The following is a 22205-nucleotide window of genomic DNA, read 5'->3' on the forward strand; positions in this document are numbered from 1 at the left end:
GAGCGGGGCCTCCGCTCCTCGTGACGTTCCCGGCGGATGCTGGGGGTGCCATAAACCAATCACGGTTAGGGAGGCCCCTTGATGCGCTGAAGCGGGTCGCCGTCAAGACCGTTCGTCCTCGCTACGCTGCGGGCGCTCCGTCTTGACCCCGCCCCTTCAGGGATGACTCTGCGTCCAGGGCGCAAAAGTGCGAGAAGGGCGCGCCCTCAGCGCAGAGTCAAGCGACGAAGGGCTAGTGCTCGGCGTGCTCGCCGTTGGTGGAACCGGCCACGCTCTCCTGGTGTTCGCGCAGCGCGGTCAGTGCGCGTTGCTCGGCGGAGTGCGCCGCCTCGCGCAGCGCGGCGTCCTCGGACGCCGGGTCGGCGAACAGGAAGCTGCCGGCACCCGGTGTGCCGGCCGAACCCAGCTTGTTCATCCGCTTCGGAATGGCCGAACCTTGGTAGGCCAGCGGGATCGGGTGGCCGTGGTCGTCGACGGGTCCCAGCGGCTGATGCAACTCGATGTAGGCGCCGTGCGGCAGCCGCTTGATGATGCCGGTCTCGACGCCGTGCTCGAGCACGTCGCGGTCGCTGCGCTGCAGCCCGATGCACCACCGGTAGGTGATGAAGTAGACGAACGGCGGCAGGATGACCATCCCGATGCGCCCGATCCACGTCGTCGCGTTGAGCGAGATGTGGAACTTGAACGCGATGATGTCGTTCATCGCCGCGAGCGTGAGGATCATGTAGAACGCGATCGCCATGGCCCCGATCGAGGTGCGCACCGGCACGTCGCGCGGCCGCTGCAGCAAATTGTGGTGCGCGTTGTCGCCGGAGAACCGCTTCTCCAGGAACGGGTAGATGACCAACAGGATGAAGACCAGGCCCATGATCAGCGCCACCCATACCGGGGCGGGAATGGTGTGGTGCCAGAAGTAGAACTCCCACGGCGGCCAGATGCGGGCCAGGCCCTCGGTCCACATCATGTAGAAGTCCGGCTGCGAGCCGGCCGAGACCTGAGATGGCTTGTAGGGACCCAAGTTCCAGATCGGGTTGATCTGCAGCAGCCCGCCCATCAGGCCCAGCACGCCGACGATCGCGGCGAAGAACGCACCGGACTTGACCGCGAAGAGCGGCATCACCCGCACGCCGACGACGTTGTGCTCGGTGCGGCCGGGGCCGGGGAACTGGGTGTGCTTCTGGAACCACACCATCGCCAGGTGCAGCCCGATGAGCGCCAGGATGATGCCCGGCAGCAGCAAAATGTGCAGCGCGTAAAGGCGGGGGATCAGGATGGTGCCGGGGAAGTCGCCGCCGAACAGCGCCCAGTGCAGCCAGGTGCCCATCACCGGCATCCCCAGCGTGATCGAGGAGAGCGCGGCCCGCAGGCCGATGCCCGACAGCAGGTCGTCGGGCAGCGAGTAGCCGAAGTAGCCCTCGAACATCGACAGGATCAGCAGCAGCGACCCGACGACCCAGTTCGCCTCGCGGGGGCGCCGGAACGCTCCGGTGAAGAAGATGCGCGCCAGGTGCACCATGATCGACGCGGAGAACATCAAAGCGGCCCAGTGGTGGATCTGCCGGACGAACAGGCCGCCGCGGATCTCGAAGGAGATGTTGAGCGCCGTCTCGTAGGCCCGCGACATCTCGACCCCGCGCAACGGCTGGTAGACGCCGTTGTAGGTGACCTCGGTCATCGACGGGTCGAAGAACAGCGTCAGGTACACGCCGGTGAGCAGCAGGACGATGAAGCTGTACATCGCGATCTCGCCGAGCAGGAACGACCAGTGGGTGGGGAACACCTTGTTGAGCTGCCTGCGCACCGCCGCCGACGGGTGATAGCGCGTGTCGATGTCCTCGCCTTGGCGGGCCAGGACGTCACCGATCTTCGGGGGACTCGTGAACTTTGAGAGATTCAACTGTAGACTCATGATGTCGTCCTCTCCCAGAATGCCGGACCGACGGGCTCGACGAAGTCGCCGTTGGCGACCAGGTACCCGTTGGAGTCGATGGTGATCGGCAGTTGCGCCAACGCGCGCGCCGCGGGGCCGAAGATCGGCTTGGCGAAATGCAGCGCGTCGAACTGCGACTGGTGACACGGGCACAGGATTCGGTAGGTCTGCTGCTCATACAGCGACGACGGGCAGCCCAGGTGCGAGCAGACCTTGGTGTAGGCGAAGAACTCGCCGAAGTTGAAGCTCTCCTGGCCCTGGCGCTTGACCACCCGGGGCATGTCGCTGGGCCGCACGCGGATGAGCATCACCGGGTTGCGGATGCCCATCTTGATCGCGGTCAGCTTCTCGTGCGACTCGGCGGTGGTGCCGTCGCCGTCCGACTCCCGCCAGGGGAACACGGTCTCCATGCCGCCGGCGTCCATGTCCTCGGGGCGCATCTTGACGAACGGTGCGCCCGAGTGCGAGCCGGTGGCCCGCGCCAGGTAGACGGTTTCCCCGTGGTAGCGCGGGGTCCAGCCGGACGTCCACAGCTCGGCCTTCATGCCGTCGGCGGTGGGCACCACCGGCTTCCACGGGTTCTTGATCAGCCCGCCGGCAAACGCCACCAGGGTGGACAGGCCGAACGCGCCCAGGCCCACGCCCAGCGACATCCCGACCAGCTTGCGCCGTCCGATCGTCGAGCCCTGGTAGGCGTCGCCCAGGTTGGCCACGACCGTCTTGCGGTCCACCTCGCGGGACGCGCCGTCATGGCGCTGCTGAATCGAAAGTTCTTCGGGGATAAACCTTTTCTGGTACAGCACCGCGCCGACGGCGATGCACAGGATGGACATCCCGAAGGTGAAGCCATACAGGGGGGTGGCCAGCGAGTACAGGAAGCTGCCGGCCTCCTCCTTGGACTTGTACTCCCAGGGCCAGAACAAGAAGACCACCAGCAGCGCCAGCCCGAATCCACCGCCCAGCAAAAGCCAGCGGGCCACCGAGCGTTCGGCGCGCTTCTCGGCCTTGGTGCCCTCGACGGGCCAGCGGGGCGCCTTGAAGACGGTCTCGACGCCGTCGAGCTTGCCGCCCAGCGCTACCAGTTCCTGCTGCGACATGGTGGCCAGCGCGGCCTCGTCGGGCTCGCGTGCGGCCCCGGCTCCCTTGTCGGTGTCCGAGCCGCGCACGTCGTCTTGAGTCATGATGATCGCGCCCCAATCCACAGTGCCAGCCCGATGGCGGCCACCATCCCGATGATCCACATGGCCATGCCTTCGGGCGCGGGTCCGAATCCGCCGAGGCCGTAGCCGCCCGGCTGGCGCTCCTCGGAGACGGTTTTGACGTAGCCGATGATGTCCTTCTTCGCGTCGAAAGACAGCTGGCGGTCGGAGAACTTGGGCATGTTCTGCGGGCCGGTCAGCATCGCGGTCAGGATCTGCTGTTCGTTGGCCGCCCCCAGGTCGGGCGCGTACTTGCCGGACGACAGTGCCCCACCCTTGCCGGTGAAGTTGTGGCACGAGGCGCAGTTGAGCCGGAACAGGTCGCCGCCGCGACCCAGGTCGTTGCCGCGCAGCGACTGCGTGGCCAGGCTGCCGTCGGGATTGCGCACGACGGTGGGTCCGCCGCCGTTGGCCTGCACGTAGGCGCCGATCGCATCGATCTGGGACTCGTCGAAGATCGGCTCCTTGCGCGGGGCCTGCGCCTCACCGCGCATGGCGGGCATCCGGCCGGTGGAGACCTGGAAGTAGACCGCCGCCTCGCCGACGCCGATCAGGCTCGGCCCGTGGTCGGGCACACCCTGCAAATTCGCGCCGTGGCAGGACACGCAGGACGTGTCGAACAGCTGCTTGCCGGTGCGCAGCAGCGCCGACGACGACTCGTCGGCGACGGCCACCTGCGGGGTGGGGGTGAGAACCGCCGCCACTCCCCCCGACAGGGTCAGCGCGATCAGCAGCAGCAGGCCGCCCGACAGCCGGCGACGCAGCCGCCGGCGCGCGCGGTCACGGCGCTGACCGCCTGATTTGCGTGTGGACCCCAGTTTCTTCAACCGAGCACTCCTGTTCTTTCCCTGGTGAAAGCCCCGGCCTTCATCGGATGAAATAGATCACGGTGAACAGCGCGATCCACACGATGTCGACGAAGTGCCAGTAGTAGGAGACGACGATGCTGGCCGTCGCCTGCGCCGGCGTGAATTTGCTCATGCCGGTGCGGGCCAGCAGGAATATGAAGGCGATCAGGCCGCCGGTGACGTGCAGGCCGTGGAAGCCGGTGGCCAGATAGAACACGGTGCCGTAGGCGCTGCCGGGGATGGTCGTCCCGTGCGTCATCAGGTGGTAGTACTCGTACGCCTGACCGAGGATGAAGAACAGCCCCATCAGGAACGTGATCACATACCAGCGGCGCAGCCCGAAGACGTCGCCGCGCTCGGCCGCGAACACGCCCATCTGGCAGGTGAACGACGAGGCGATCAGCACGAGCGTCACCGGCACGGCCTGATACAGGTTGAGCTCGGTCGGCGGCGGCGGCCACTTCCCGCCGGCCTGCGCGCGTGCGGTGAAATACATCGCGAACAGGCCAGCAAAGAACATGAGTTCGCTGGACAGCCAAACTATGGTGCCGACACTGACCATGTTGGGCCGATTCAGCGAATGAACTCGCGACGTGATCGCGGTACCGGAGGTCCCCACAGCGCTGGTCACATCCGCAAGTATGACGCTTTGTAGTTGTCGAGCTCTACCCGGGTCGGAAAAAAGTGCGATCGGCGTTTCGCGTGGCGAGATGGCCCGCGGGCGTCCCGCGCCCGTCCGGCGGCGATTGGGGGGCGGCTGGTTCTCGTGGGACCATCGGCGCGTGGCCGCGACGTCTGAAGCTTTTCCGCCCGCGGGCCGTTCGGGGACGGCTGCCGGGACGGATTCGTCGTGGCCGGAGGTCCTCGGCCGCCTGACCGCCGGCCGGGAACTGGCGCGGGGCCAGGCCGGCTGGGCGATGGACCAGATCATGACCGGCGCCGCGAGCCCAGCCCAGATCGCGGCGTTCGCGGTGGCGATCACGATGAAGTCGCCCACCTCGGCCGAGGTCAGCGAGCTGGCCGACGTCATGCTGGGCCACGCCCTGCCGCTGCCGGTCGGGGCGATTCCCGACGACGCCGTCGACATCGTCGGCACCGGGGGCGACGGGGTCAACACGGTCAACCTGTCCACGATGGCCTCGATCGTGGCCGCGGCCGCGGGGGTTCCGGTCGTCAAGCACGGCAACCGGGCGGCGACGTCGCTGTCGGGGGGCGCGGACACGCTGGAGGCGCTCGGGGTGCGCATCGACCTCGGGCCGGAGCAGGTCGCGCGCAGCCTCGCCGACGTCGGGATCGGGTTCTGCTTCGCGCCGCTGTTTCACCCGTCCTACCGGCACGCGTCGGCGATGCGCCGCGAGGTGGGGGTGCCGACGGTATTCAATCTCCTTGGGCCGCTTACCAATCCGGCGCGGCCACGGGCGGGTCTGATCGGCTGCGCGTTCGCCGACCTGGCCGAGGTGATGGCCGGGGTGTTCGCCGCGCGCCGGTCCAGCGTGCTGGTGGTGCACGGCGACGACGGCCTCGACGAGCTGACCACCACCACCACGAGCACGATCTGGCGGGTGCAGGCCGGCACGGTGGAGCGGCTGACGTTCGACCCGGCCGGGTTCGGGTTCGCCCGGGCCGGGTTGAGCGAGCTGCTCGGCGGCGACGCGCAGGCCAACGCGGCCGAGGCGCGCGCGGTGCTCGGCGGCGCCGGGGGCCCGGTCCGGGATGCCGTGGTGCTCAACGCCGCCGGGGCGATCGTGGCGCACGCCGGGCTATCCAGCCGCGCTGAATGGCTGCCGGCCTGGGAGGACGGGCTGGCCCGCGCCGGCGCCGCCATCGACTCGGGCGCGGCCGAACAGCTGCTCGCGCGGTGGGTGGGGTTCGGCCGGCAGGCCTGAGTCGCCGACCTGTTCGCCCGCCAGGCGCGCCGAGCGCGCCAGCGCCGCCCACGCCGCCCAGGCACCGGCCGACCGCAGCGGCGAGGCCCAACCGTCGCAGTCGGCGTCCGGCCCGTCTGAGCCGTCCGCGACCCGCACGATGCGCACCCCGGGGGATCCCAGCCACCGCGCGATGAGCGCGGTCTCCTCGACGAGCGCGCCGCCGAGCGGGGCCGCCTCGCGCAGGATCGCCTGCGCCCCAAGGTGAATGGCGTCGACCACCGGCATCGGGGGCACCCCGCGCCGGGCGGTGCCCGCCGCGGCGAGCCGGCCGTGGCGGATGACGGCGAGGTGGTAACCGCCCTGAGCCTCCGGTGCGGCGGCGATCAACTCGGGCAGCGCGGCCAGCGCCCGCAGCCGCTGGGCGCGCCACAGCATCTCGATGGCGGTGGCGACGCGGTCCCGCAGCCGCGCGGCGCTCTCGAAGTGGCGTTGCTCGGCAAGCGCGGCGACGCGGCGCACGGCGGCGGCCAGGGCGTCGTGGTCGAGCCCGTCGACCAGGGCCGCGACGCGCGCCACCGCCGCCGCGTACTGGGTGGCGGTGACGCCGCGGACGGCGGGGCAGGGCGCGACTTCGGCCTCGGGGCAGGCCGGCCCGTGCAGGGCCGAGCGCCCCAGCCGCTTGGTGCAGGTGCGCAGCCCGGTGAACCGGGCGAGCAGCTCGGCGGTGTCGGCGGCGTCGGTGCGGGATCGAAACGGGCCGACGGCGCGGTCGTGGCGCGGCGCGCGGACCGCCGCCAGCCGCGGAAAGGCCTCGTCGGTGAGAGCCAGCCACCACCATCGCTGCGGAAACCTCGACCGCCGGTTGTAGGGCGGGGCGTGCGCGGCCAGCATCCGCAGCTCGCGCACGCCGGCCTCCAGCGCGTGCGCGCACTCGACGTGGTCGACGGCGACGGCCAGTGTGACCATCTCCTTCATCCGGCCGCGAGGGTCGGCGCCGGTGAAGTACTGGCCCACTCGTCGCCGCAGGTCGACGGCGGTCCCGACGTAGAGCACTTCGCCCGCCGGGCCGCGGAACAGGTAGACGCCCGGCCGGTGCGGCAGGCCCTCGGCGAGCACCTTTTTGCGCCGCTGGGCCGGGGTCACGTCCGGGAGGTAGCAGCGCAGGTCGGCGTAGGTGTGCACGCCCTGGTTGCCCACCCGCTCGATGAGCGCGTGCAGCACGTCGACCGTGGCGCGGGCGTCGTCGAGGGCGCGGTGGGTCGGCTGGGCGGCGACGGCGAACAGCCGCGCCAGCGCGGCCAGCCGCACGCTTGGGGCTTCCTCCCGGGTGAGCACGCGGCGGGCCAGGCGGACCGTGCACAGCACCTGCGGCCGGGGCCAGGCGATCCCGCAGCGCTGGGCGGCGGCGCGCAGGAACCCGACGTCGAATCCGGCGTTGTGGGCCACCAGTACCGCGTCTCCGGCGAACTCGAGGAACATCGGCAGCACCGCGTCGATCGTCGGGGCGTCGCACACCATCGCCGTGGTGATGCCGGTCAGGTGGACGATCTGGGGCGGGATGCTGCGCTGCGGGTCGACGAGCGTGGCGAACTCGCCGAGCACCACGCCGCCGCGCACCTTGACCGCCCCGATCTCGGTGATGGCGTCGCATGGCGTGCCGCCGGTGGTCTTGGTGCGCCCGCCGGTGGTTTCGAGGTCCACCACGACGAACGTGGTGTCGCGCAGCGGGATCTCGTCGACGTTGGGCTCCGGTCCCAGGTCGGCGAAACTCAGCTGAGTCGCACCGCCCGCAACCATGGCCGTGACGTTAGGCAGGCCCACTGACAGCCGCCGGTTCCCACGCCGTCGGCCGATCGATGTCGGTGCCCGCGGTTAGCGTGCGGGCAAGCGCGCAAACCCAGACCGAGAGGACGGCCTCAGATGACACGAAGCATCAGTACGGGCGACGGAGCGCTCGCACCGGTGGTGATCGACTGCGACGACTGCGCGGTGCGCGGCCTGCGCTGCCGCGACTGCGTGGTCAGCGTGCTGCTCGGGGTGCCCGAGACGCTGCTGGAGGACGAGCGGGCCGCGCTGGAGGTGCTCGCCGACGCCGGTTTGGCCCCGCGATTGCGTCTGGTGCCGATTCGTCGCGAACGCGGGCCCGGTGTAGCCTAATTGCCTTGTGCGCCAAAACCGCTCGGTCATCTTAGGGGATCGCCATCATTCACAAAGTAATGACAGAAATCTTCCTATTTTCTTAACGAACCGCTTTGGACAAACGCCGATATCATTCCGTAACCTATTTGAGACCTAAACTAGCTCGACGGCGCGCCGGCAGTGCCTTCGCCAGTGCCCGTTCCCAGCCCGGTTACAAGGCCGTTTAAGGATGCAAATCTTGAGCTTCGTCCGTATGTACCCGTGTGCGCGTGTGCTTACACGATCTGTCCTCGGGACGTTAGCGGGCTTGACCGTCTTCTCGGGTGTCGTTGCCGCGAACAGCGTGGCCGACCCTGCCGAGGATGCGCTGGCAAAGCTGAGCCAGCTGTCGCGTCAGGCCGAACAGACCACCGAGGCGATGCACAGCGCGCAGCTCGACCTGAACAACAAGCTGGTCGCCCAGCGTGCCGCGGAGCGCAAGCACGCCGACGACCAGGCCGCCGCGGATTCCGCCAAGGCCCGCCTGGCCGCCTTCCAGGGCGCGGTCAACAAGCTGGCCGCCGCGCAGTACATGGGCGGCCGCGTCGACGGCATGGAGGCCATGCTGACCGCGTCGTCGCCGCAGGGCCTGATCGACAAGCTGGCGGTGCAGCGGCTGATGGCGACCCAGATGCGCACGCAGATGGCCAGCTACCGGATCGCCGGTGAGCAGGCCGCCAAGGCCGAGCAGGCGTCCGCCAAGTCCGCCGCCGACGCGAAGAGCGCGGCCGAGCAGGCCGCCGCCGTGCGCGCGAGCCTGCAGTCCAAGCAGAGCCAGCTGCAGGTGCAGATCGCGGTCGTCAAGTCGCAGTACGTGTCCCTCACACCCCAGCAGCGCACCGCGCTCGCCGACCCCGGCCAGCTGCCCGCGGGTGTCCCGGTGCCCGGTGCGCCCGCGCCGGAAGCGGCGCCGCCCGGGGTACCGCCCGGCGGGCCGGCCCCCGGCGGGGCTCCGCCACCCTTCGGTCTGCCCGGCGGGGCTCCCGGCGGCGTGGGCGGCGGCGACCGCGGGACCGTCGTGCAGGCGGCGCTGACCCAGGTCGGGTCGCCCTACGTGTGGGGCGGTGCCGCCCCCGGTGGGTTCGACTGCTCCGGACTGGTGATGTGGGCCTTCCAGCAGGCCGGCATCTCGCTGCCGCACTCCAGCCAGGCGCAGGCCCAGGGCGGCCAAGCGGTCGCGGTGTCGGACCTGCAGCCCGGCGACGTCGTCACCTTCTATAACGACGCGTCACACAGCGGCATCTACGTCGGGGACGGCATGGTGATCCATTCCTCCACCTACGGCCAGCCGGTGCGCGTGGTGCCGATGAATGCCGCAGGTCCGATCCACGACGCCCGCCGCTACTGATCGTCGCGCCCGGCGGCGCCTGCCGATCCTGCTGGCCTGGGTGTTCGCGCTCGAACTGATCGTCGCCGCGGCCGTCCCGTTCGACGCCGCCGGCGAAAGCCGGTCGCGGCACGCCCAGCTGGTCACGCCCGCGCGCGGCCCCGCCGGCACCGCCTCGAAGTCGCTGGTAGTCGACGGCCGCACCGTCCGGCTCTGGGGCCCGGGCGGCCCGGTCGGCGACCGGCTGCTGTCGCGGGTCGCAGCCAACATGGGCTCGGCGATCCGCGCGGTCGAGGCCTTCTGGGGCGTCGACTGGTCGCGCGACATCTCGGTGCTCGCGGCCGGCTCGAACGAACAGTTCCGCGCCGCCGCCGGCGGGGGATCGGCGTCGCAGTGGACCGACATCGCGGCCGTGACGGTCGCCGACCGCGTGGATCCCGCACGCCGCGTGGTGCTGGGCCAGCGGATCGTATTCGCACCCGGCGCGGCCAACATGAACGCGGCCGCGTTGCGAATTGTCTTGACCCACGAGCTCTTTCACTACGCCGCGCGCGCCGCCACGGCGTCCGATGCGCCCCGCTGGCTCACCGAGGGGGTCGCCGACTTCGTCGGCCGGCCGCCCACCCCGGTGCCCGCTGACGCGCTGCCGGTGCCGCTGACGCTGCCCACCGACGCCGATCTGGACGCGCCGGGCCCGCAGCGCTCCGCGGCCTACGACCGCGCGTGGTGGTTCGCCCGCTTCGTCGCCGACACCTACGGCGCGCCCAAGCTGCGCGACCTGTATGTGGCCGGCTGCGGCGTCGGCCACGTCGACGTGCCCACCGCCGTCCACGACGTCCTCGGCGTCGACACGGCCGGGCTGCTGGTGCGCTGGCATCAGTGGCAGGCCCGCTAGCGTGTCGTCAGTGAGCCGGGTCCTGCTGGTAACCAACGACTTTCCGCCCCGCCCGGGCGGCATCCAGTCCTACCTCGGGGAGTTCGTGGGCCGGCTGGCCGGGTCGCGTGCGGTCACGGTGTACGCGCCGCAGTGGAAGGGCGCCGACGCCTATGACCGGGCCGCCAAAGCTGCCGGTTATCGGGTGGTGCGCCATCCGGGGACGCTGATGCTGCCCGGCCCGGCGGTGGACGCCCGGATGCGCCGGCTGATCGGCGAGCACGGCATCGACACCGTCTGGTTCGGCGCGGCCGCGCCGCTGGCGCTGCTGGCGCCGCGCGCCCGGAAGGCCGGGGCCACCCGGGTGCTGGCCAGCACGCACGGCCACGAGGTCGGCTGGTCGATGCTGCCGGTCGCGCGGTCGGTGCTGCGCCGCATCGGCGACGGCACCGACGCCGTGACGTTCGTGAGCCGCTACACGCGATCGCGTTTCGCGTCGGCCTTCGGCCGCGGGGCGCGGCTGGAGTACCTGCCGCCGGGCGTGGACACCGACCGGTTCCGGCCCGACCCGGCCGCCCGGGCCGAACTGCGCGAGCGCTACCGGCTCGGCGAGCGGCCGACCGTGGTGTGCGTGTCGCGGCTGGTGCCGCGCAAGGGCCAGGACACGTTGATCAGGGCGCTGCCGGCGATCCGGCACCGCGTCGACGACGCGGCGCTGGTGATCGTCGGCGGCGGACCCTACCTGGAAACGCTGCGCAAGCTGGCCGGCGAGTGCGGGGTGGCCGAGCACGTGACGTTCACCGGCGGCGTGCCCGCCGGTGAACTGCCCACCCATCACGCCCTGGCCGACGTGTTCGCGATGCCGTGTCGCACCCGCGGCGCCGGCATGGACGTCGAGGGCCTCGGCATCGTGTTCCTGGAAGCCTCGGCGACCGGCGTGCCGGTCATCGCCGGCCTCTCGGGCGGGGCCCCGGAAACCGTGCGGCACAACGAAACCGGGCTGGTAGTCGACGGCCGCTCGGTGGGCGACGTCGCCGACGCCGTCGCCGGATTGCTGGCCGATCGCGACCGGGCCGCCGCCATGGGCGCGGCCGGGCGCGAGTGGGTGACGTCGCAGTGGCGCTGGGACACCCTGGCCGCCCGCCTCGCGGAGCTGCTCGGTTAGCGGCGCTCAGTCCTTGGCGTAGATCGACTCGATGTCGGCGGCGAACTTCTCGGCCACCACGTTGCGCTTGACCTTCATCGTCGGCGTCAGCTCACCGGTGTCCTCGGTGAAGTCGACGGGAAGGATGCGGAACTTGCGGATCGACTCGGCATGCGACACAGCCAGATTCGCGTTCTTGACGGCCGCGTCCACCTCGGCGAACAGGTCGGGGTCGGTGGCCAGATCTGCTACCGACGCGTCGACGGGCTTGTGGTTGCGCTCCTTCCAGGCGCCGATCGCCTCGGGGTCGATGGTGATCAGTGCGCCGATGAACGGCTTGGCGTCGCCCACCACCATCGCCTGGCTGATCAGCGGGTGCGCCCGCAGCTGGTCCTCGAGCACCGCGGGGGCGACGTTCTTGCCGCCGGCGGTGACGATGATCTCTTTCTTGCGGCCGGTGATCGTCAGGAAGCCGTCCTCGTCGAGCGCGCCCAGGTCCCCGGTCTTGAACCAACCGTCGGCAAACGCGTCGGCCGTGGCCTGCTCGTTGCGCCAGTAGCCGCCGAACACCACGCCGCCGCGGACCAGCAGCTCGCCGTCGGAGGCGATGCGCATGCTGTTGCCGGGCAACAATGTTCCGACGGTGCCGACCTTGACGTTGCCCACCTGGTTGACCGTGATGGCCGAGCTGGTCTCGGTCAGGCCGTAGCCCTCGTGGATGGTCAGGCCCACGCCGCGGTAGAAGTGGCCCAGCCGCGCGCCCAGCGGGGCGCCACCCGAGACCGACGCGTGACACTCGCCGCCCAGCGCCGCGCGCAGCTTGTGGTAGACCAGCCGGTCGAACAGCGCGTGCCGGGCGCGCAGCAGCAGCCCGGGCCGGCGGCCGTGGTCGTGGGCCGAGCTCCAGTCCACCGCGGTCTGCACGGCCATCGCGAAGATGCGGCCCTTGCCGTCGTTGGCCGCGTTCTGCTCGGCGGTGTTGTACACCTTCTCGAACACCCGGGGCACCGACACCACCACCGTCGGCTTGAACACCGCCAGCATCGGCAGCAGGTTCTTGATGTCGCTGGTGAACCCGACGGTCACCTTGTTGGCGAACGCGGACAGGGTCAGCGAGCGGGCCAGCACGTGAGCCAGCGGCAAAAAGACCAGCAGCCGCTGCCCCTCGTCGAGCAGCGTCGGCAAGGACTCCTTGGCGCCCCGGCTCTCGTAGAGCAGGTTGGAATGGGACAGCTGACAACCCTTGGGCCGGCCGGTGGTGCCCGAGGTGTAGATCAGGGTCGCCGGGTCGTCGGCGCGCAACGCCTCGAGGCGGGCGGTCAGCTCGGCGGGCTCGACGCCTTCGCCGGCCTCGGTGAGCTGATCGAGCGCCTTGGGGCCCGCCCCGTCGATGTGCAGCACCCGGCGCAGGGCCGGCAGCTCGGTGGTGAGCTCGGTGACCGTCGCGGCGTGCGCGTCGGTCTCGGCGAAGGCCACCACCGCGTCGGAGTCCTGCAACACCCAGCGCACCTGTTCGGCCGACGACGTCTCGTAGATCGGCACCGTGACCGCGCCGACGGACAGGATCGCCAGGTCCAGGATCGCCCACTCGTAGCGGGTGGCCGAGAAGATGCACACCCGGTCGCCCGCCTGCACCCCCAGCGAGATCAGGCCCAGCGCCGCCGAGCGAACCTGCGTGGCCGCCTCGGCGCAGGTGACATCGGTCCACTCGCCGTCGACCTGACGCCGGTAGATGACGAAGCCGGGGTCGTCGCGCTCGTGCTCAAAGACCATGGCCGCGACGCTTTCGCGCTCGCCGACGGTAAAACGGGCGGGGACGCTGTACTCACGCACTTTGATGACCTCGTTTGTTTTAGTGACGTTTCCGCTAGCCTAATCCGCAAACTCGCGCGGCACGGCCGCCCCGGGGTGGCTGCATCGTGGCGATGCGGATCGGTGTGTGAAGCTGGGGCGATGAACAGCATTCAGATCGCCGACCAGACGTTCGTCGCCGCCGACGGCGCGCGGGTGGGTGCGGTGCTCGGTGACCCGTCGTGCTGGCGCCGGTGGTGGCCCGACCTGCGGCTGCAGGTCGTGGAGGACCGCGCCGAAAAGGGCATCCGGTGGACGGTCACCGGCGCGTTGACCGGCACCATGGAGATCTGGCTGGAGCCGTCGCTGGACGGGGTGGTGCTGCACTACTTCCTGCATGCCGAGCCGACCGGGGTCGCGGCCTGGCAGCTGGCCAAGCTCAACCTGGCGAAGATGACACACCGCCGCCGGGTGGCGGGCAAGAAAATGGCCTTCGAGGTCAAAAGGACGGCGGAACGCTCACGTCCGGTCGGCGTTTCTCCGGTAGTTTGACTTCGGTCGAGGTTTGGCGGTAGGAGTACCGTTTCGGCGCGGCGGTCGGGGTAGTCCTATATGTCTCGTGCTTTTGCGCGGGACACACCATCCGCTCGTGGGAGAGAGGGCAGCAGCCAGGTGGCGGAGAAGACGACGCAGACCATCCACATCGAAGCCGATCCGGACACGGTGCTCGATGTCATCGCCGACATCGATTCCTATCCGGAGTGGATCTCGGAATACAAGGAAGCCGAGGTGCAGGAGCGCGGTGCCGACGGCTACCCGAAGGTGGTGCGCTTCGTGATGGACGCCGGCGTCATCAAGGACACCATGGTCATGTCCTACCAGTGGCCAAAAGACCGCCAGTCGCTGAGCTGGACCCTGGTCTCCAGCTCGCTGTTGCGGTCGCTCGAGGGCTCATATCGCTTGGCGCCCAAGGGATCTGGCACCGACGTCACCTACGAGCTCACGGTCGACCTCGCTATTCCGCTGCTCGGGCTGCTCAAACGCAAGGCCGAACGCAGGCTGACCGACACCGCTTTGAAGGATCTGAAGAAACGAGTCGAGGGCTGAGTGAGACCACCGAGTACGCCCCGGCCCGGATCAGTCTCTTTGTCGGCAAGGGCGGGGTAGGAAAGTCCACCCTGGCATCCGCCACGGCGGTCTGCGACGCGGGCGCCGGACGGCGGGTGCTGGTGGTGTCCACCGACCAGGCGCACTCGCTGGGCGACGTGCTGGGCATGCCGGTCCCGCCCAGCGGCCGGGGCGAGCCGGTGCGGGTGCTCGCCGATCTCGAAACCGGGACAGCCGAGGCGGGGGGCGGCTTCCTCGACGCGCTGGCGCTGGACACCCTGGCCCTGCTCGAGGCGCGGTGGCGCGGCGTGGTCGACACCCTGGACCGCCGGTTTGCCGATTCCGAGTTGAGCACCATTGCGCCCGAGGAACTTTCGGCGCTGCCCGGCGTTCAGGAGGTACTGGGCCTGCACGCCGTCGGCGAGCTCGCCGCCTCCGGGCGGTGGGACCGCATCGTCGTCGACTGCGCCTCGACCGCCGACGCGCTGCGCATGCTGACCCTGCCCGCCACCTTCGGGCTGTACGTGGAGCGGGCGTGGCCGCGCCACCGCCGGCTGTCCATCGCCGCCGACGACGCCCGCTCGGCCGCGATGGTCGAGCTGCTGGAGCGCGTCAGCTCCAGCGTCGACCGACTCAACGCCGTGCTGACCGACGGCGAGCTGGTCACCGCGCACCTGGTGCTGACGCCCGAGCGGGTCGTGGCCGCCGAGGCGGTGCGGACGCTGGGTTCCCTGGCGCTGATGGGGGTGCGGGTCGACGAGCTGATCGTCAACCAGGTGCTCATCGAGGACGAGTCCTACGAGTACCGCAACCTGCCCGAGCATCCGGCGTTCTACTGGTACGCCGAACGCATTGCCGAACAACGCGTCGTGCTCGACGAACTCGACGCCGCCATCGGTGACGTCGCGCTGGTGCTGACCCCGCACCTGTCCGGCGAGCCGATCGGTCCCAAGGCGCTGGCATCCCTGATCGACAACGCCCGCCGCCGTGGCGGCGCGCCACCGCCGGGGCCGTTGCGCCCCGTCGTCGACCTCGAATCCGGGTCGGGGCTTGGGTCGATATACCGGATGCGGCTAACGTTGCCCCAGCTCGATCCCTCGGGACTGTCGCTGGGCCGAGTCGACGACGACCTGATCGTCAGCGCCGGCGGGCTGCGGCGCCGGGTGCGGTTGGCGTCGGTACTGCGGCGCTGCACCGTGCTCGACGCGCATCTGCGGGGGAGCGAGCTGACAGTTCGCTTTCGACCGGATCCGGAGGTGTGGCCGAAGTGAGTGGGGCTCATTCCGATATCGGTCCCGAGCTGCGCCGGCTGGCCCAGGCGATCCTGGACGGCATCGACCCCGCGGTGCGGACGGCGGCCGCGCTGACGTCGGAAGGCGGCGCCGGCAAGTGCCAGCAGGTGTGGTGCCCGGTGTGCGCGCTGGCCGCGTTGGCGACCGGCGACCAGCACCCGTTGCTGACGATCATCGCCGACCACAGCGTCGCCCTGCTCGAGGTGATCCGCGGCATCGTCAGTGACGTCGGCGACCGATCTTCGCAGCCGCCTCCGGACGGTCCACCCGACGGCGGCCCGGGCGCCGAGGTGCCAGCGGACGGGTCCGCCGGCGACGGCGCGGTGAAGACCCGCTACCAGCCCATCCCGGTCACCGTCGAGGAATGACCCGCGCGGGCGAAGGTGGTCGGTTGCGCTGCGGGTCGGTACAGTTGGCGCAGAACACCGGGGCGGGCGAGAGGGAGGGCCATGTGGTACTGGCTATTCAAGTACATCCTGCTGGGCCCGTTGCTCACCCTGCTCGGTCGGCCGAAAATCGAAGGCCTGGAACATGTTCCGACTTCGGGGCCGGCGATCCTGGCCAGTAACCACCTGGCGGTCATGGACAGCTTCTTCCTGCCGCTCGTGGTCCGCCGCCGCATCACCTTTCTCGCGAAGTCCGAATACTTCACCGGCACCGGGCTGAAGGGCTGGTTCCGCCGGTGGTTCTTCACCGCCGTCGGGCAGGTGCCGATCGACCGCACCGACGCCGACGCCGCCCAGGCCGCACTCACCACCGCCGAGCAGGTGCTGGGCCAGGGCAAGCTGCTGGGCATGTATCCCGAGGGCACCCGCTCGCCCGACGGCCGGCTGTACAAGGGCAAGACCGGCCTGGCCCGGCTGGCGTTGCAGACCGGCGTCCCGGTGATCCCGGTGGCGATGATCGGCACCAACGTGGTCAACCCGCCGGGCACGACAATGCTGCGCTTCGGACGGGTCACCGTCCGCTTCGGCGAACCGATGGACTTCTCGCGCTTCGACGGCCTGGCCGGCAACCGCTTCATCGAGCGCGCCGTCACCGACGAGGTGATCTACGAGCTGATGGGGCTCTCCGGCCAGGAGTACGTCGACATCTACGCCGCCAGCATCAAGGAGCGCGGCGGGACCGCCGAGGGCGACGAGTCGACCGGTGAGGCCGCCCGCATCCCCGAAACCGCCGCCGGCTAGGCCGTTGCCGGAGCCGGTGCGCGCGTCACCGAACGCGGCGAGTCCACCCGGGCGGTGACGGTCCAGCCGGCCACCGCGATGACCGCCAACGCCCACCACACGTAGGACGCCCCGGCCATCTGGTGCCACAGGTCCGCCGTGGTCTCGTGATGCTTGGGCAGCAGGTCGATCGGCGACCACCGCATCAACGCCACCCCGGCGGCACTGAGCGCGGCCAGCGCAACGTTGCGCCGCCGCCAGGCCAGGGCTGCCGTCACCAGCACCGTCGGCAGCGCCCAGACCCAGTGGTGCGACCAGGACACCGGCGAGACCACCAACCCGAACAGCGCGACGCAGATCACCGCCAGGATGGGCTCGTCGGCGCGCAGCACCCGCCGCATCGCCCAGAGGGTCAGCGCCAGCACCAGCAGGCACGCGACGACCCAGAACGGGAAGCGCTCGTGCTCGTTGAGTCCGAGCCGGGCGAGGGTGCCCGCGATGTTCTGGTCGGTGTTCAGCGCGGCCTCGCCGATGCGGTCGGTGTGGTGGATGGTGTGGGTCCAGTACTCCCACGAGTCGCTGGGCGCCAGCGCGAAGCCCAGCAGGGTCGCGCCCGCGAACGAGGCCAGCGCGGTCAGGGCCGCGCGGTTGTCGCGGCGCAGCAGGAAGTAGAGCAAAAATACCGCCGGGGTGAGCTTCAGCGCGATCCCGAAACCCAGCAGCACCCCGCGCGGCCACGGCAATCGGCGCGGCACGCAGTCGGCGAGCACCAGGGTCATCAGCACCACATTGATCTGGCCGAACGCGAAATTCGAAACGATCGGTTCCATCCAGGTCGCCGCCGCCGCCGCGATGATCACCGCGAGCCACAGCCGGCGCAGCCACGCCGGGCCGGGCACCACCGCCGACGTGTGCCACACGCCCAGGCCGGTCAGCACGATCGCGGTCGAGACGATCAGCAGCACCAGCGTCAACGCGGTGATCGCGACGCTGGCCGCCGGCATCTGCAGCCACGAGAACGGGCAGAACACGATGGCCGCCAGCGGGGGATAGGTGAACGGCAGGTTCAGCCCGATCGGCGTGTGGAACAACACGTCGCCGCGATACAAGGGACGCCCGTCCAGCCAGGCCTGACCGCCCAGCTGATAGATGTCGATGTCGATGCGATAGGGCGTGTGCCCGAACAGCCCGACGGCCACGCAATACAGCGCCGCCGCCGCCAGCAACCACAGCAGGCACCACACCAACACCCGCCCGGGTTGACTGCCCGCGCCGGGCGCCCGCCATCTACTCATGTCGCGGAACAGCCTAATCGGTGCCCGGCGCGGCCACGTGCCTCGCAGCGCGGCTCCCGCATTGCCGCGGCGCGCAGGCGTAGTTTTCAAGGGGTGTTCCACTGGTTCGTGTACGGGGTCTCCCACTGGTTCGCCCATGACATCCACGAGGGCGGGCGGCTGCCCCTGCTGTGCTGCCTGGTCGCGTTCATCCTGACGTTCTTCGTCACCCGCAGTTTCGTGCGCGTGATCCGCCACCGCGCCGAGACGGGTCGCCCGGCGCGGTGGTGGCACCCGCGCAATGTCCACATCGGCGGGGTGCACATTCACCACGTGACATTCGGGGTGCTGCTGGTGCTGGTCTCGGGTCTGACGCTGGTGACGCTGTCGGTCGACGGACATGAGCCCGAATTCATTTTGGTGGCAACGCTTTTCGGTATCGGTGCCGCGCTGGTGCTCGACGAGTACGCGTTGATCCTGCACCTGTCCGACGTCTACTGGTCCGAGGACGGCCGCACCTCGGTGGACGCGGTCTTCGCCGCGGTGGCGGTGGCCGGCCTGTTGATGCTGGGCCTGCACCCGTTGATGTTCTTCCTGCCGGTGTGGCACGGCGCCGACTCGTGGGCGCTGCGCGCCGGGGTCGGCGGTGCGCTGGCGCTGGCGCTGCCGCTGGCGGTGGTCGTGGTGCTCAAAGGCAAGGTGTGGACCGGATTGCTGGGCATGTTCGTCGTCGTCCTGCTGGTGGTGGGGGCGGTCCGGTTGTCGCGCCCGCACGCGCCGTGGGCCCGGTGGCGCTACACCACCCAGCCCGACAAGATGCGCCGCGCGCTGCAGCGGGAACGTCGGCTGCGCCGCCCGGTGGTGCGCGCCAAGCTGTGGGTGCAGTGCGCGATCGCGGGAACCCCGAGCCTGCCCGACCGGCACACCGTCGACGCGCAGCTCGACCAGGATGTGCACGCGGCGCCGGCGCCCACCGGGCCGATCCTCATCACCAAATAGGCTCGCCGGGTGCGGTACTTCTACGACACCGAATTCATCGAGGACGGCCGCACCATCGAACTCATCTCGATCGGGGTGGCCGCCGAGGACGGACGCGAGTACTACGCGGTGTCCACCGAATTCGATCCCGAGCGCGCCGGCAGCTGGGTGCGCGCCAACGTGCTGCCCAAGCTGCCGTCCCCGTCGTCGCAGCTGTGGCGCTCGCGCCAGCAGATCCGCACCGACCTGGAGGAGTTCTTCGGGGTGGGGACGGGCGAGCCGATCGAGCTGTGGGCCTGGGTGGGGGCCTACGACCACGTCGCCCTGTGCCAGCTGTGGGGCGCGATGCCCGCCCTGCCGCCCGCCATACCCCGCTTCACCAGGGAATTGCGGCAATTGTGGGAGGAACGGGGGTCGCCGCGGATGCCGCCGCGGTCGCGGGACGCCCACGACGCCCTGGTCGACGCCCGCGATCAGCTGCACCGGTTCCGGCTGATCACGTCGGGTGTGGGACCCGTGGGGCGTTCGCCCTGATCAAGCACCGCCGGAGCCCGGTTACCATAGACGGGTGAATTGGACCGTCGACATCCCGATCGACCAGCTGCCGTCGCTGCCGCCGCTGTCGACCGACCTGCGGACGCGGCTGGACGCCGCGCTGGCCAAGCCGGCCGCCCAGCAACCCAGTTGGCCCGCCGAGCAGGCCGCGGCGATGCGCACGGTCCTCGAGAGTGTGCCGCCGGTGACGGTGCCGTCGGAGATCGTCCGGCTGCAGGAGCAGCTGGCCCAGGTCGCGCGGGGCGAGGCGTTCCTGCTGCAGGGCGGCGACTGCGCCGAGACGTTCGTCGACAACACCGAGCCCCACATCCGCGGCAACATCCGCACCCTCCTGCAGATGGCCGTCGTTTTGACCTACGGCTCGAGCATGCCGGTGGTCAAGGTGGCCCGCATCGCCGGCCAGTACGCCAAGCCCCGGTCGGCCGATGTCGACGCGCTGGGGCTGCGGTCCTACCGCGGCGACATGATCAACGGTTTCGCCCCCGACGCCGCCGCGCGCGAGCACGACCCGTCGCGACTGGTGCGCGCCTACGCCAACGCCAGTGCCGCGATGAACCTGGTGCGGGCACTGACGTCGTCCGGGCTGGCGTCGCTGCACCTGGTGCACGACTGGAACCGGGAGTTCGTCCGGACCTCCCCGGCCGGCGCGCGGTACGAGGCGCTTGCCAGCGAGATCGACCGCGGCCTGAAGTTCATGAGCGCCTGCGGGGTGGCCGACCGCAACCTGCAGACCGCCGAGATCTATGCCAGCCACGAGGCTTTGGTGCTCGACTACGAGCGGGCGATGTTGCGCCTGTCCGACAGCGAAGATGGGGAGGGCGGCGAGCCGCAGCTGTACGACCTGTCGGCGCACACCGTGTGGATCGGCGAGCGGACCCGTCAGCTCGACGGCGCGCACGTCGCGTTCGCGGAGGTGATCGCCAACCCGATCGGTGTCAAGATCGGCTCGACGATGACCCCGGAGTTGGCCGTCGAGTACGTCGAGCGGCTCGACCCGCACAACAAGCCGGGGCGGCTGACGTTGGTGAGCAGGCTGGGCAACAACAAGGTGCGCGACCTGCTGCCGCCGATCGTGGAGAAGGTCCAGGCCACCGGCCACCAGGTGATCTGGCAGTGCGACCCGATGCATGGCAACACCCACGAGTCGTCCAACGGCTACAAGACCCGCCACTTCGACCGCATCGTCGACGAGGTGCAAGGCTTTTTCGAGGTGCATCGCGCGCTGGGCACCCATCCCGGCGGCATCCACGTGGAGATCACGGGAGAAAACGTCACCGAGTGTCTGGGTGGGGCGCAAGACATTTCGGACCTCGATCTGGCCGGGCGCTACGAGACGGCCTGCGACCCGCGGCTGAACACCCAGCAATCGCTGGAGTTGGCGTTCCTGGTCGCCGAAATGCTGCGCGACTAGCTCTAGCAGGGTGCCGAGCGCCCGTGTTTGTACAGGGACACGCCGGTGCGGCCGTGCATTTGGGGACGCTCGCGGCAGGAAGGGCTAGAGCAGCCCGCTGAGGTTGCTGCCGATCGTCCAGCCCACCGTCGCGGCCAGCCCGGCGAGTGCCAGCACGACCGCGACCCACACCAACACCATCCGCCGGGCGTGCTGGCGGGCCCAGACGAAGTCGCTCATCGGGATCCCGGCGAATTCGCCTGAGACGGGCCGGTATTCGTCGACGTGCGCGGGCTCGGCCCGGGTCAGCTGGCGGGTGGGGTGGCGGACCGGATGCTGAGCGGTCGGCGGGCGCTGGCTCATCCGGCTGTGGTGCAGCCCCGCCGAGCGGTGCTGGGCGGAGTTGCGCGGCGCCGGCACCCGAAAGTCCGGCAGGGCCAGTTCGGCGGCAATCGCCTCGAGCTCGGCGCCCATCTCCATCGCGTCGGCGTATCGTTCGGCCGGATCGCGCGCGGTCGCGCGCTCGATCAGCTCGTCGAATTGCGTTGGCACACCGTCGATCACCGCACCGGCCGGCGGCACGTCGGCGTCCAGCCGGCGGTAGGCGATCGACAGCGCCGAGTCACCGGTGAACGGCGTGCGCCCGGTCAGCAGCTCATAGGTGAGGATCCCGACGGAATAGACGTCGCTGCGCGGGCCGGCGTTGCCGTCGCGCACCTGCTCGGGCGACAGGTAGGCCGCGGTGCCCAAAATGACACTGGTGGAGGTGATTCCGGCCGCTGCGACGGCGCGAACCAATCCGAAATCGGCGATTTTGACCTCGCCGTCGTCGGAGATCAGCACGTTCTCGGGCTTGACGTCGCGATGCACCAGGCCGGCCTCGTGCGCGGCGCCCAGCCCGCCCAGCACCGGGCGCAGCACCGCCGCCACCGCGTGCGGCGGCATCGGGCCGCGTTCGGCCAGCAGCTCGCGCAGGGTCCCGCCCTCGATGAGTTCCATCACCAAAAAAGGATGCCGCGCGTCCAGGCCCTGGTCATAAACCGCGAGCAGGCCAGGGTTTTTCAGCCGGGCGACGGTGCGGGCCTCGAGCTGGAAGCGGGTCAGGAATTGGTCGTCGCCGGCGTAGCGGGAGTCCATGACCTTCACCGCGACCGGGCGGTCCAGCCGGACGTCGAGGCCGCGGTAGACCGTGGAGGTGCCGCCGCTGGCGATCCTGGACTCGACGCGGTAGCGACCGTCCAGCAACGTGCCCTCCAAGGGGTCCCCCGCACCGGTTCCGGCCAC

General features: G+C 70.2%; 20 protein-coding genes and 1 pseudogene. 13 read left to right on the forward strand and 8 right to left on the reverse strand.

Annotated elements, in window-relative coordinates; all coding sequences use genetic code 11:
• Positions 1 to 232 precede the first annotated feature (232 nt).
• The 4 genes from qcrB to ctaE are packed head-to-tail and all read right to left on the reverse strand — an operon-like array spanning position 233 to position 4608.
• Positions 233 to 1909, reverse strand: a complete 1677-nt coding sequence (qcrB, locus tag AC5Y43_RS22430) for a cytochrome bc1 complex cytochrome b subunit (RefSeq protein ID WP_499976132.1) — start codon at positions 1907 to 1909, stop codon at positions 233 to 235.
• The gene (qcrA, locus tag AC5Y43_RS22435) at positions 1906 to 3111 is read right to left on the reverse strand and encodes a cytochrome bc1 complex Rieske iron-sulfur subunit (RefSeq protein ID WP_499976134.1); all 1206 of its coding nucleotides are present in this window, start codon (positions 3109 to 3111) and stop codon (positions 1906 to 1908) included. The genes qcrB and qcrA overlap by 4 nt, the downstream gene beginning before the upstream one ends.
• Positions 3108 to 3956 carry a cytochrome bc1 complex diheme cytochrome c subunit gene (gene qcrC, locus AC5Y43_RS22440; protein ID WP_499976136.1) on the reverse strand — a complete coding sequence of 283 codons (849 nt, stop codon included), beginning with the start codon at positions 3954 to 3956 and terminating at the stop codon, positions 3108 to 3110. The genes qcrA and qcrC overlap by 4 nt, the downstream gene beginning before the upstream one ends.
• A gap of 40 nt (positions 3957 to 3996) precedes the next feature.
• Positions 3997 to 4608, reverse strand: a complete 612-nt coding sequence (gene ctaE, locus AC5Y43_RS22445; protein WP_499976138.1) for an aa3-type cytochrome oxidase subunit III — start codon at positions 4606 to 4608, stop codon at positions 3997 to 3999.
• Positions 4609 to 4687: 79 nt separating this feature from the next.
• Here ctaE and trpD point away from each other — a divergent pair, with 79 nt between their 5' ends.
• A complete protein-coding gene (trpD, locus tag AC5Y43_RS22450; RefSeq protein WP_499976139.1) occupies positions 4688 to 5863 on the forward strand; it encodes an anthranilate phosphoribosyltransferase in 1176 nt (391 codons plus the stop codon).
• On the opposite strand, the pseudogene AC5Y43_RS22455 reads toward trpD, so the two are convergent.
• Positions 5801 to 7642: pseudogene (locus AC5Y43_RS22455) on the reverse strand (DEDD exonuclease domain-containing protein); the annotation flags it as partial. The gene trpD and the pseudogene AC5Y43_RS22455 overlap by 63 nt on opposite strands.
• Positions 7643 to 7765: 123 nt before the next feature.
• On the opposite strand from AC5Y43_RS22455, the gene AC5Y43_RS22460 reads away from it, so the two are divergent.
• From AC5Y43_RS22460 to pimB, 4 genes are all read left to right on the forward strand, one after another.
• Positions 7766 to 8002 carry a hypothetical protein gene (locus tag AC5Y43_RS22460; RefSeq protein WP_499976140.1) on the forward strand — a complete coding sequence of 79 codons (237 nt, stop codon included), beginning with the start codon at positions 7766 to 7768 and terminating at the stop codon, positions 8000 to 8002.
• A gap of 235 nt (positions 8003 to 8237) precedes the next feature.
• A complete protein-coding gene (gene ripC / locus AC5Y43_RS22465; RefSeq protein ID WP_499976230.1) occupies positions 8238 to 9371 on the forward strand; it encodes a peptidoglycan hydrolase RipC in 1134 nt (377 codons plus the stop codon).
• A gap of 40 nt (positions 9372 to 9411) precedes the next feature.
• On the forward strand, positions 9412 to 10245 hold the full coding sequence (locus AC5Y43_RS22470; RefSeq protein ID WP_499976232.1) for a hypothetical protein: 834 nt from the start codon (positions 9412 to 9414) through the stop codon (positions 10243 to 10245).
• Between the two features lie 10 nt (positions 10246 to 10255).
• Positions 10256 to 11389 carry a GDP-mannose-dependent alpha-(1-6)-phosphatidylinositol monomannoside mannosyltransferase gene (gene pimB, locus AC5Y43_RS22475; RefSeq protein ID WP_499976142.1) on the forward strand — a complete coding sequence of 378 codons (1134 nt, stop codon included), beginning with the start codon at positions 10256 to 10258 and terminating at the stop codon, positions 11387 to 11389.
• A gap of 6 nt (positions 11390 to 11395) precedes the next feature.
• On the opposite strand, the gene AC5Y43_RS22480 is transcribed toward pimB, so the two are convergent.
• Positions 11396 to 13201, reverse strand: coding sequence for an AMP-dependent synthetase/ligase (locus AC5Y43_RS22480; protein ID WP_499976145.1), 1806 nt, complete (start codon positions 13199 to 13201; stop codon positions 11396 to 11398).
• Between the two features lie 120 nt (positions 13202 to 13321).
• On the opposite strand from AC5Y43_RS22480, the gene AC5Y43_RS22485 reads away from it, so the two are divergent.
• The 5 genes from AC5Y43_RS22485 (at position 13322) to AC5Y43_RS22505 (ending at position 16745) form a co-directional block, all read left to right on the forward strand.
• Complete coding sequence (locus AC5Y43_RS22485) at positions 13322 to 13711, forward strand: polyketide cyclase / dehydrase and lipid transport (RefSeq protein ID WP_499976147.1); 390 nt, start codon at positions 13322 to 13324, stop codon at positions 13709 to 13711.
• A 120-nt stretch (positions 13712 to 13831) separates the two neighbouring features.
• A complete protein-coding gene (locus AC5Y43_RS22490) occupies positions 13832 to 14266 on the forward strand; it encodes an SRPBCC family protein (RefSeq protein WP_499976148.1) in 435 nt (144 codons plus the stop codon).
• Positions 14263 to 15537: an ArsA family ATPase gene (locus AC5Y43_RS22495; RefSeq protein WP_499976234.1), complete on the forward strand. Its 1275-nt coding sequence runs from the start codon at positions 14263 to 14265 to the stop codon at positions 15535 to 15537. Before AC5Y43_RS22490 ends, AC5Y43_RS22495 begins: the two co-directional genes overlap by 4 nt.
• Positions 15534 to 15926, forward strand: a complete 393-nt coding sequence (locus tag AC5Y43_RS22500) for a hypothetical protein (RefSeq protein WP_499976149.1) — start codon at positions 15534 to 15536, stop codon at positions 15924 to 15926. Before AC5Y43_RS22495 ends, AC5Y43_RS22500 begins: the two co-directional genes overlap by 4 nt.
• 81 nt (positions 15927 to 16007) lie before the next feature.
• A complete protein-coding gene (locus AC5Y43_RS22505) occupies positions 16008 to 16745 on the forward strand; it encodes a lysophospholipid acyltransferase family protein (RefSeq protein ID WP_499976150.1) in 738 nt (245 codons plus the stop codon).
• Here AC5Y43_RS22505 and AC5Y43_RS22510 read toward each other — a convergent pair.
• Positions 16742 to 18019: a glycosyltransferase 87 family protein gene (locus AC5Y43_RS22510; RefSeq protein ID WP_499976152.1), complete on the reverse strand. Its 1278-nt coding sequence runs from the start codon at positions 18017 to 18019 to the stop codon at positions 16742 to 16744. The two genes, AC5Y43_RS22505 and AC5Y43_RS22510, sit on opposite strands and share 4 nt — an antisense overlap.
• A gap of 93 nt (positions 18020 to 18112) precedes the next feature.
• Here AC5Y43_RS22510 and AC5Y43_RS22515 point away from each other — a divergent pair, with 93 nt between their 5' ends.
• From AC5Y43_RS22515 to AC5Y43_RS22525, 3 genes are read left to right on the forward strand one after another with little or no spacing between them, the layout of a single operon-like run.
• A complete protein-coding gene (locus tag AC5Y43_RS22515; protein WP_499976153.1) occupies positions 18113 to 18997 on the forward strand; it encodes a hypothetical protein in 885 nt (294 codons plus the stop codon).
• Between the two features lie 9 nt (positions 18998 to 19006).
• Entirely contained in the window at positions 19007 to 19510 is a 504-nt protein-coding gene (locus AC5Y43_RS22520; protein ID WP_499976155.1) for a polyadenylate-specific 3'-exoribonuclease AS, read from the forward strand.
• A gap of 34 nt (positions 19511 to 19544) precedes the next feature.
• Entirely contained in the window at positions 19545 to 20942 is a 1398-nt protein-coding gene (locus tag AC5Y43_RS22525) for a class II 3-deoxy-7-phosphoheptulonate synthase (protein ID WP_499976157.1), read from the forward strand.
• Between the two features lie 84 nt (positions 20943 to 21026).
• Here the strand turns inward: AC5Y43_RS22525 and AC5Y43_RS22530 are convergent, their stop codons facing one another.
• The gene (locus AC5Y43_RS22530; RefSeq protein WP_499976158.1) at positions 21027 to 22205 is read right to left on the reverse strand and encodes a protein kinase domain-containing protein; all 1179 of its coding nucleotides are present in this window, start codon (positions 22203 to 22205) and stop codon (positions 21027 to 21029) included.

This window comes from Mycobacterium sp. NGS57, assembly GCF_059812405.1.

Bases quoted from the DNA above. Each gene is read 5' to 3' on its own strand.
- qcrB (WP_499976132.1), bottom strand. From the start codon at position 1,909: ATGAGTCTACAGTTGAATCTCTCAAAGTTCACGAGTCCCCCGAAGATC.
- qcrA (WP_499976134.1), bottom strand. From the start codon at position 3,111: ATGACTCAAGACGACGTGCGCGGCTCGGACACCGACAAGGGAGCCGGG.
- trpD (WP_499976139.1), top strand. From the start codon at position 4,688: ATGGCCCGCGGGCGTCCCGCGCCCGTCCGGCGGCGATTGGGGGGCGGC.
- AC5Y43_RS22460 (WP_499976140.1), top strand. From the start codon at position 7,766: ATGACACGAAGCATCAGTACGGGCGACGGAGCGCTCGCACCGGTGGTG.
- ripC (WP_499976230.1), top strand. From the start codon at position 8,238: ATGTACCCGTGTGCGCGTGTGCTTACACGATCTGTCCTCGGGACGTTA.
- AC5Y43_RS22485 (WP_499976147.1), top strand. From the start codon at position 13,322: ATGAACAGCATTCAGATCGCCGACCAGACGTTCGTCGCCGCCGACGGC.
- AC5Y43_RS22505 (WP_499976150.1), top strand. From the start codon at position 16,008: ATGTGGTACTGGCTATTCAAGTACATCCTGCTGGGCCCGTTGCTCACC.
- AC5Y43_RS22510 (WP_499976152.1), bottom strand. From the start codon at position 18,019: ATGAGTAGATGGCGGGCGCCCGGCGCGGGCAGTCAACCCGGGCGGGTG.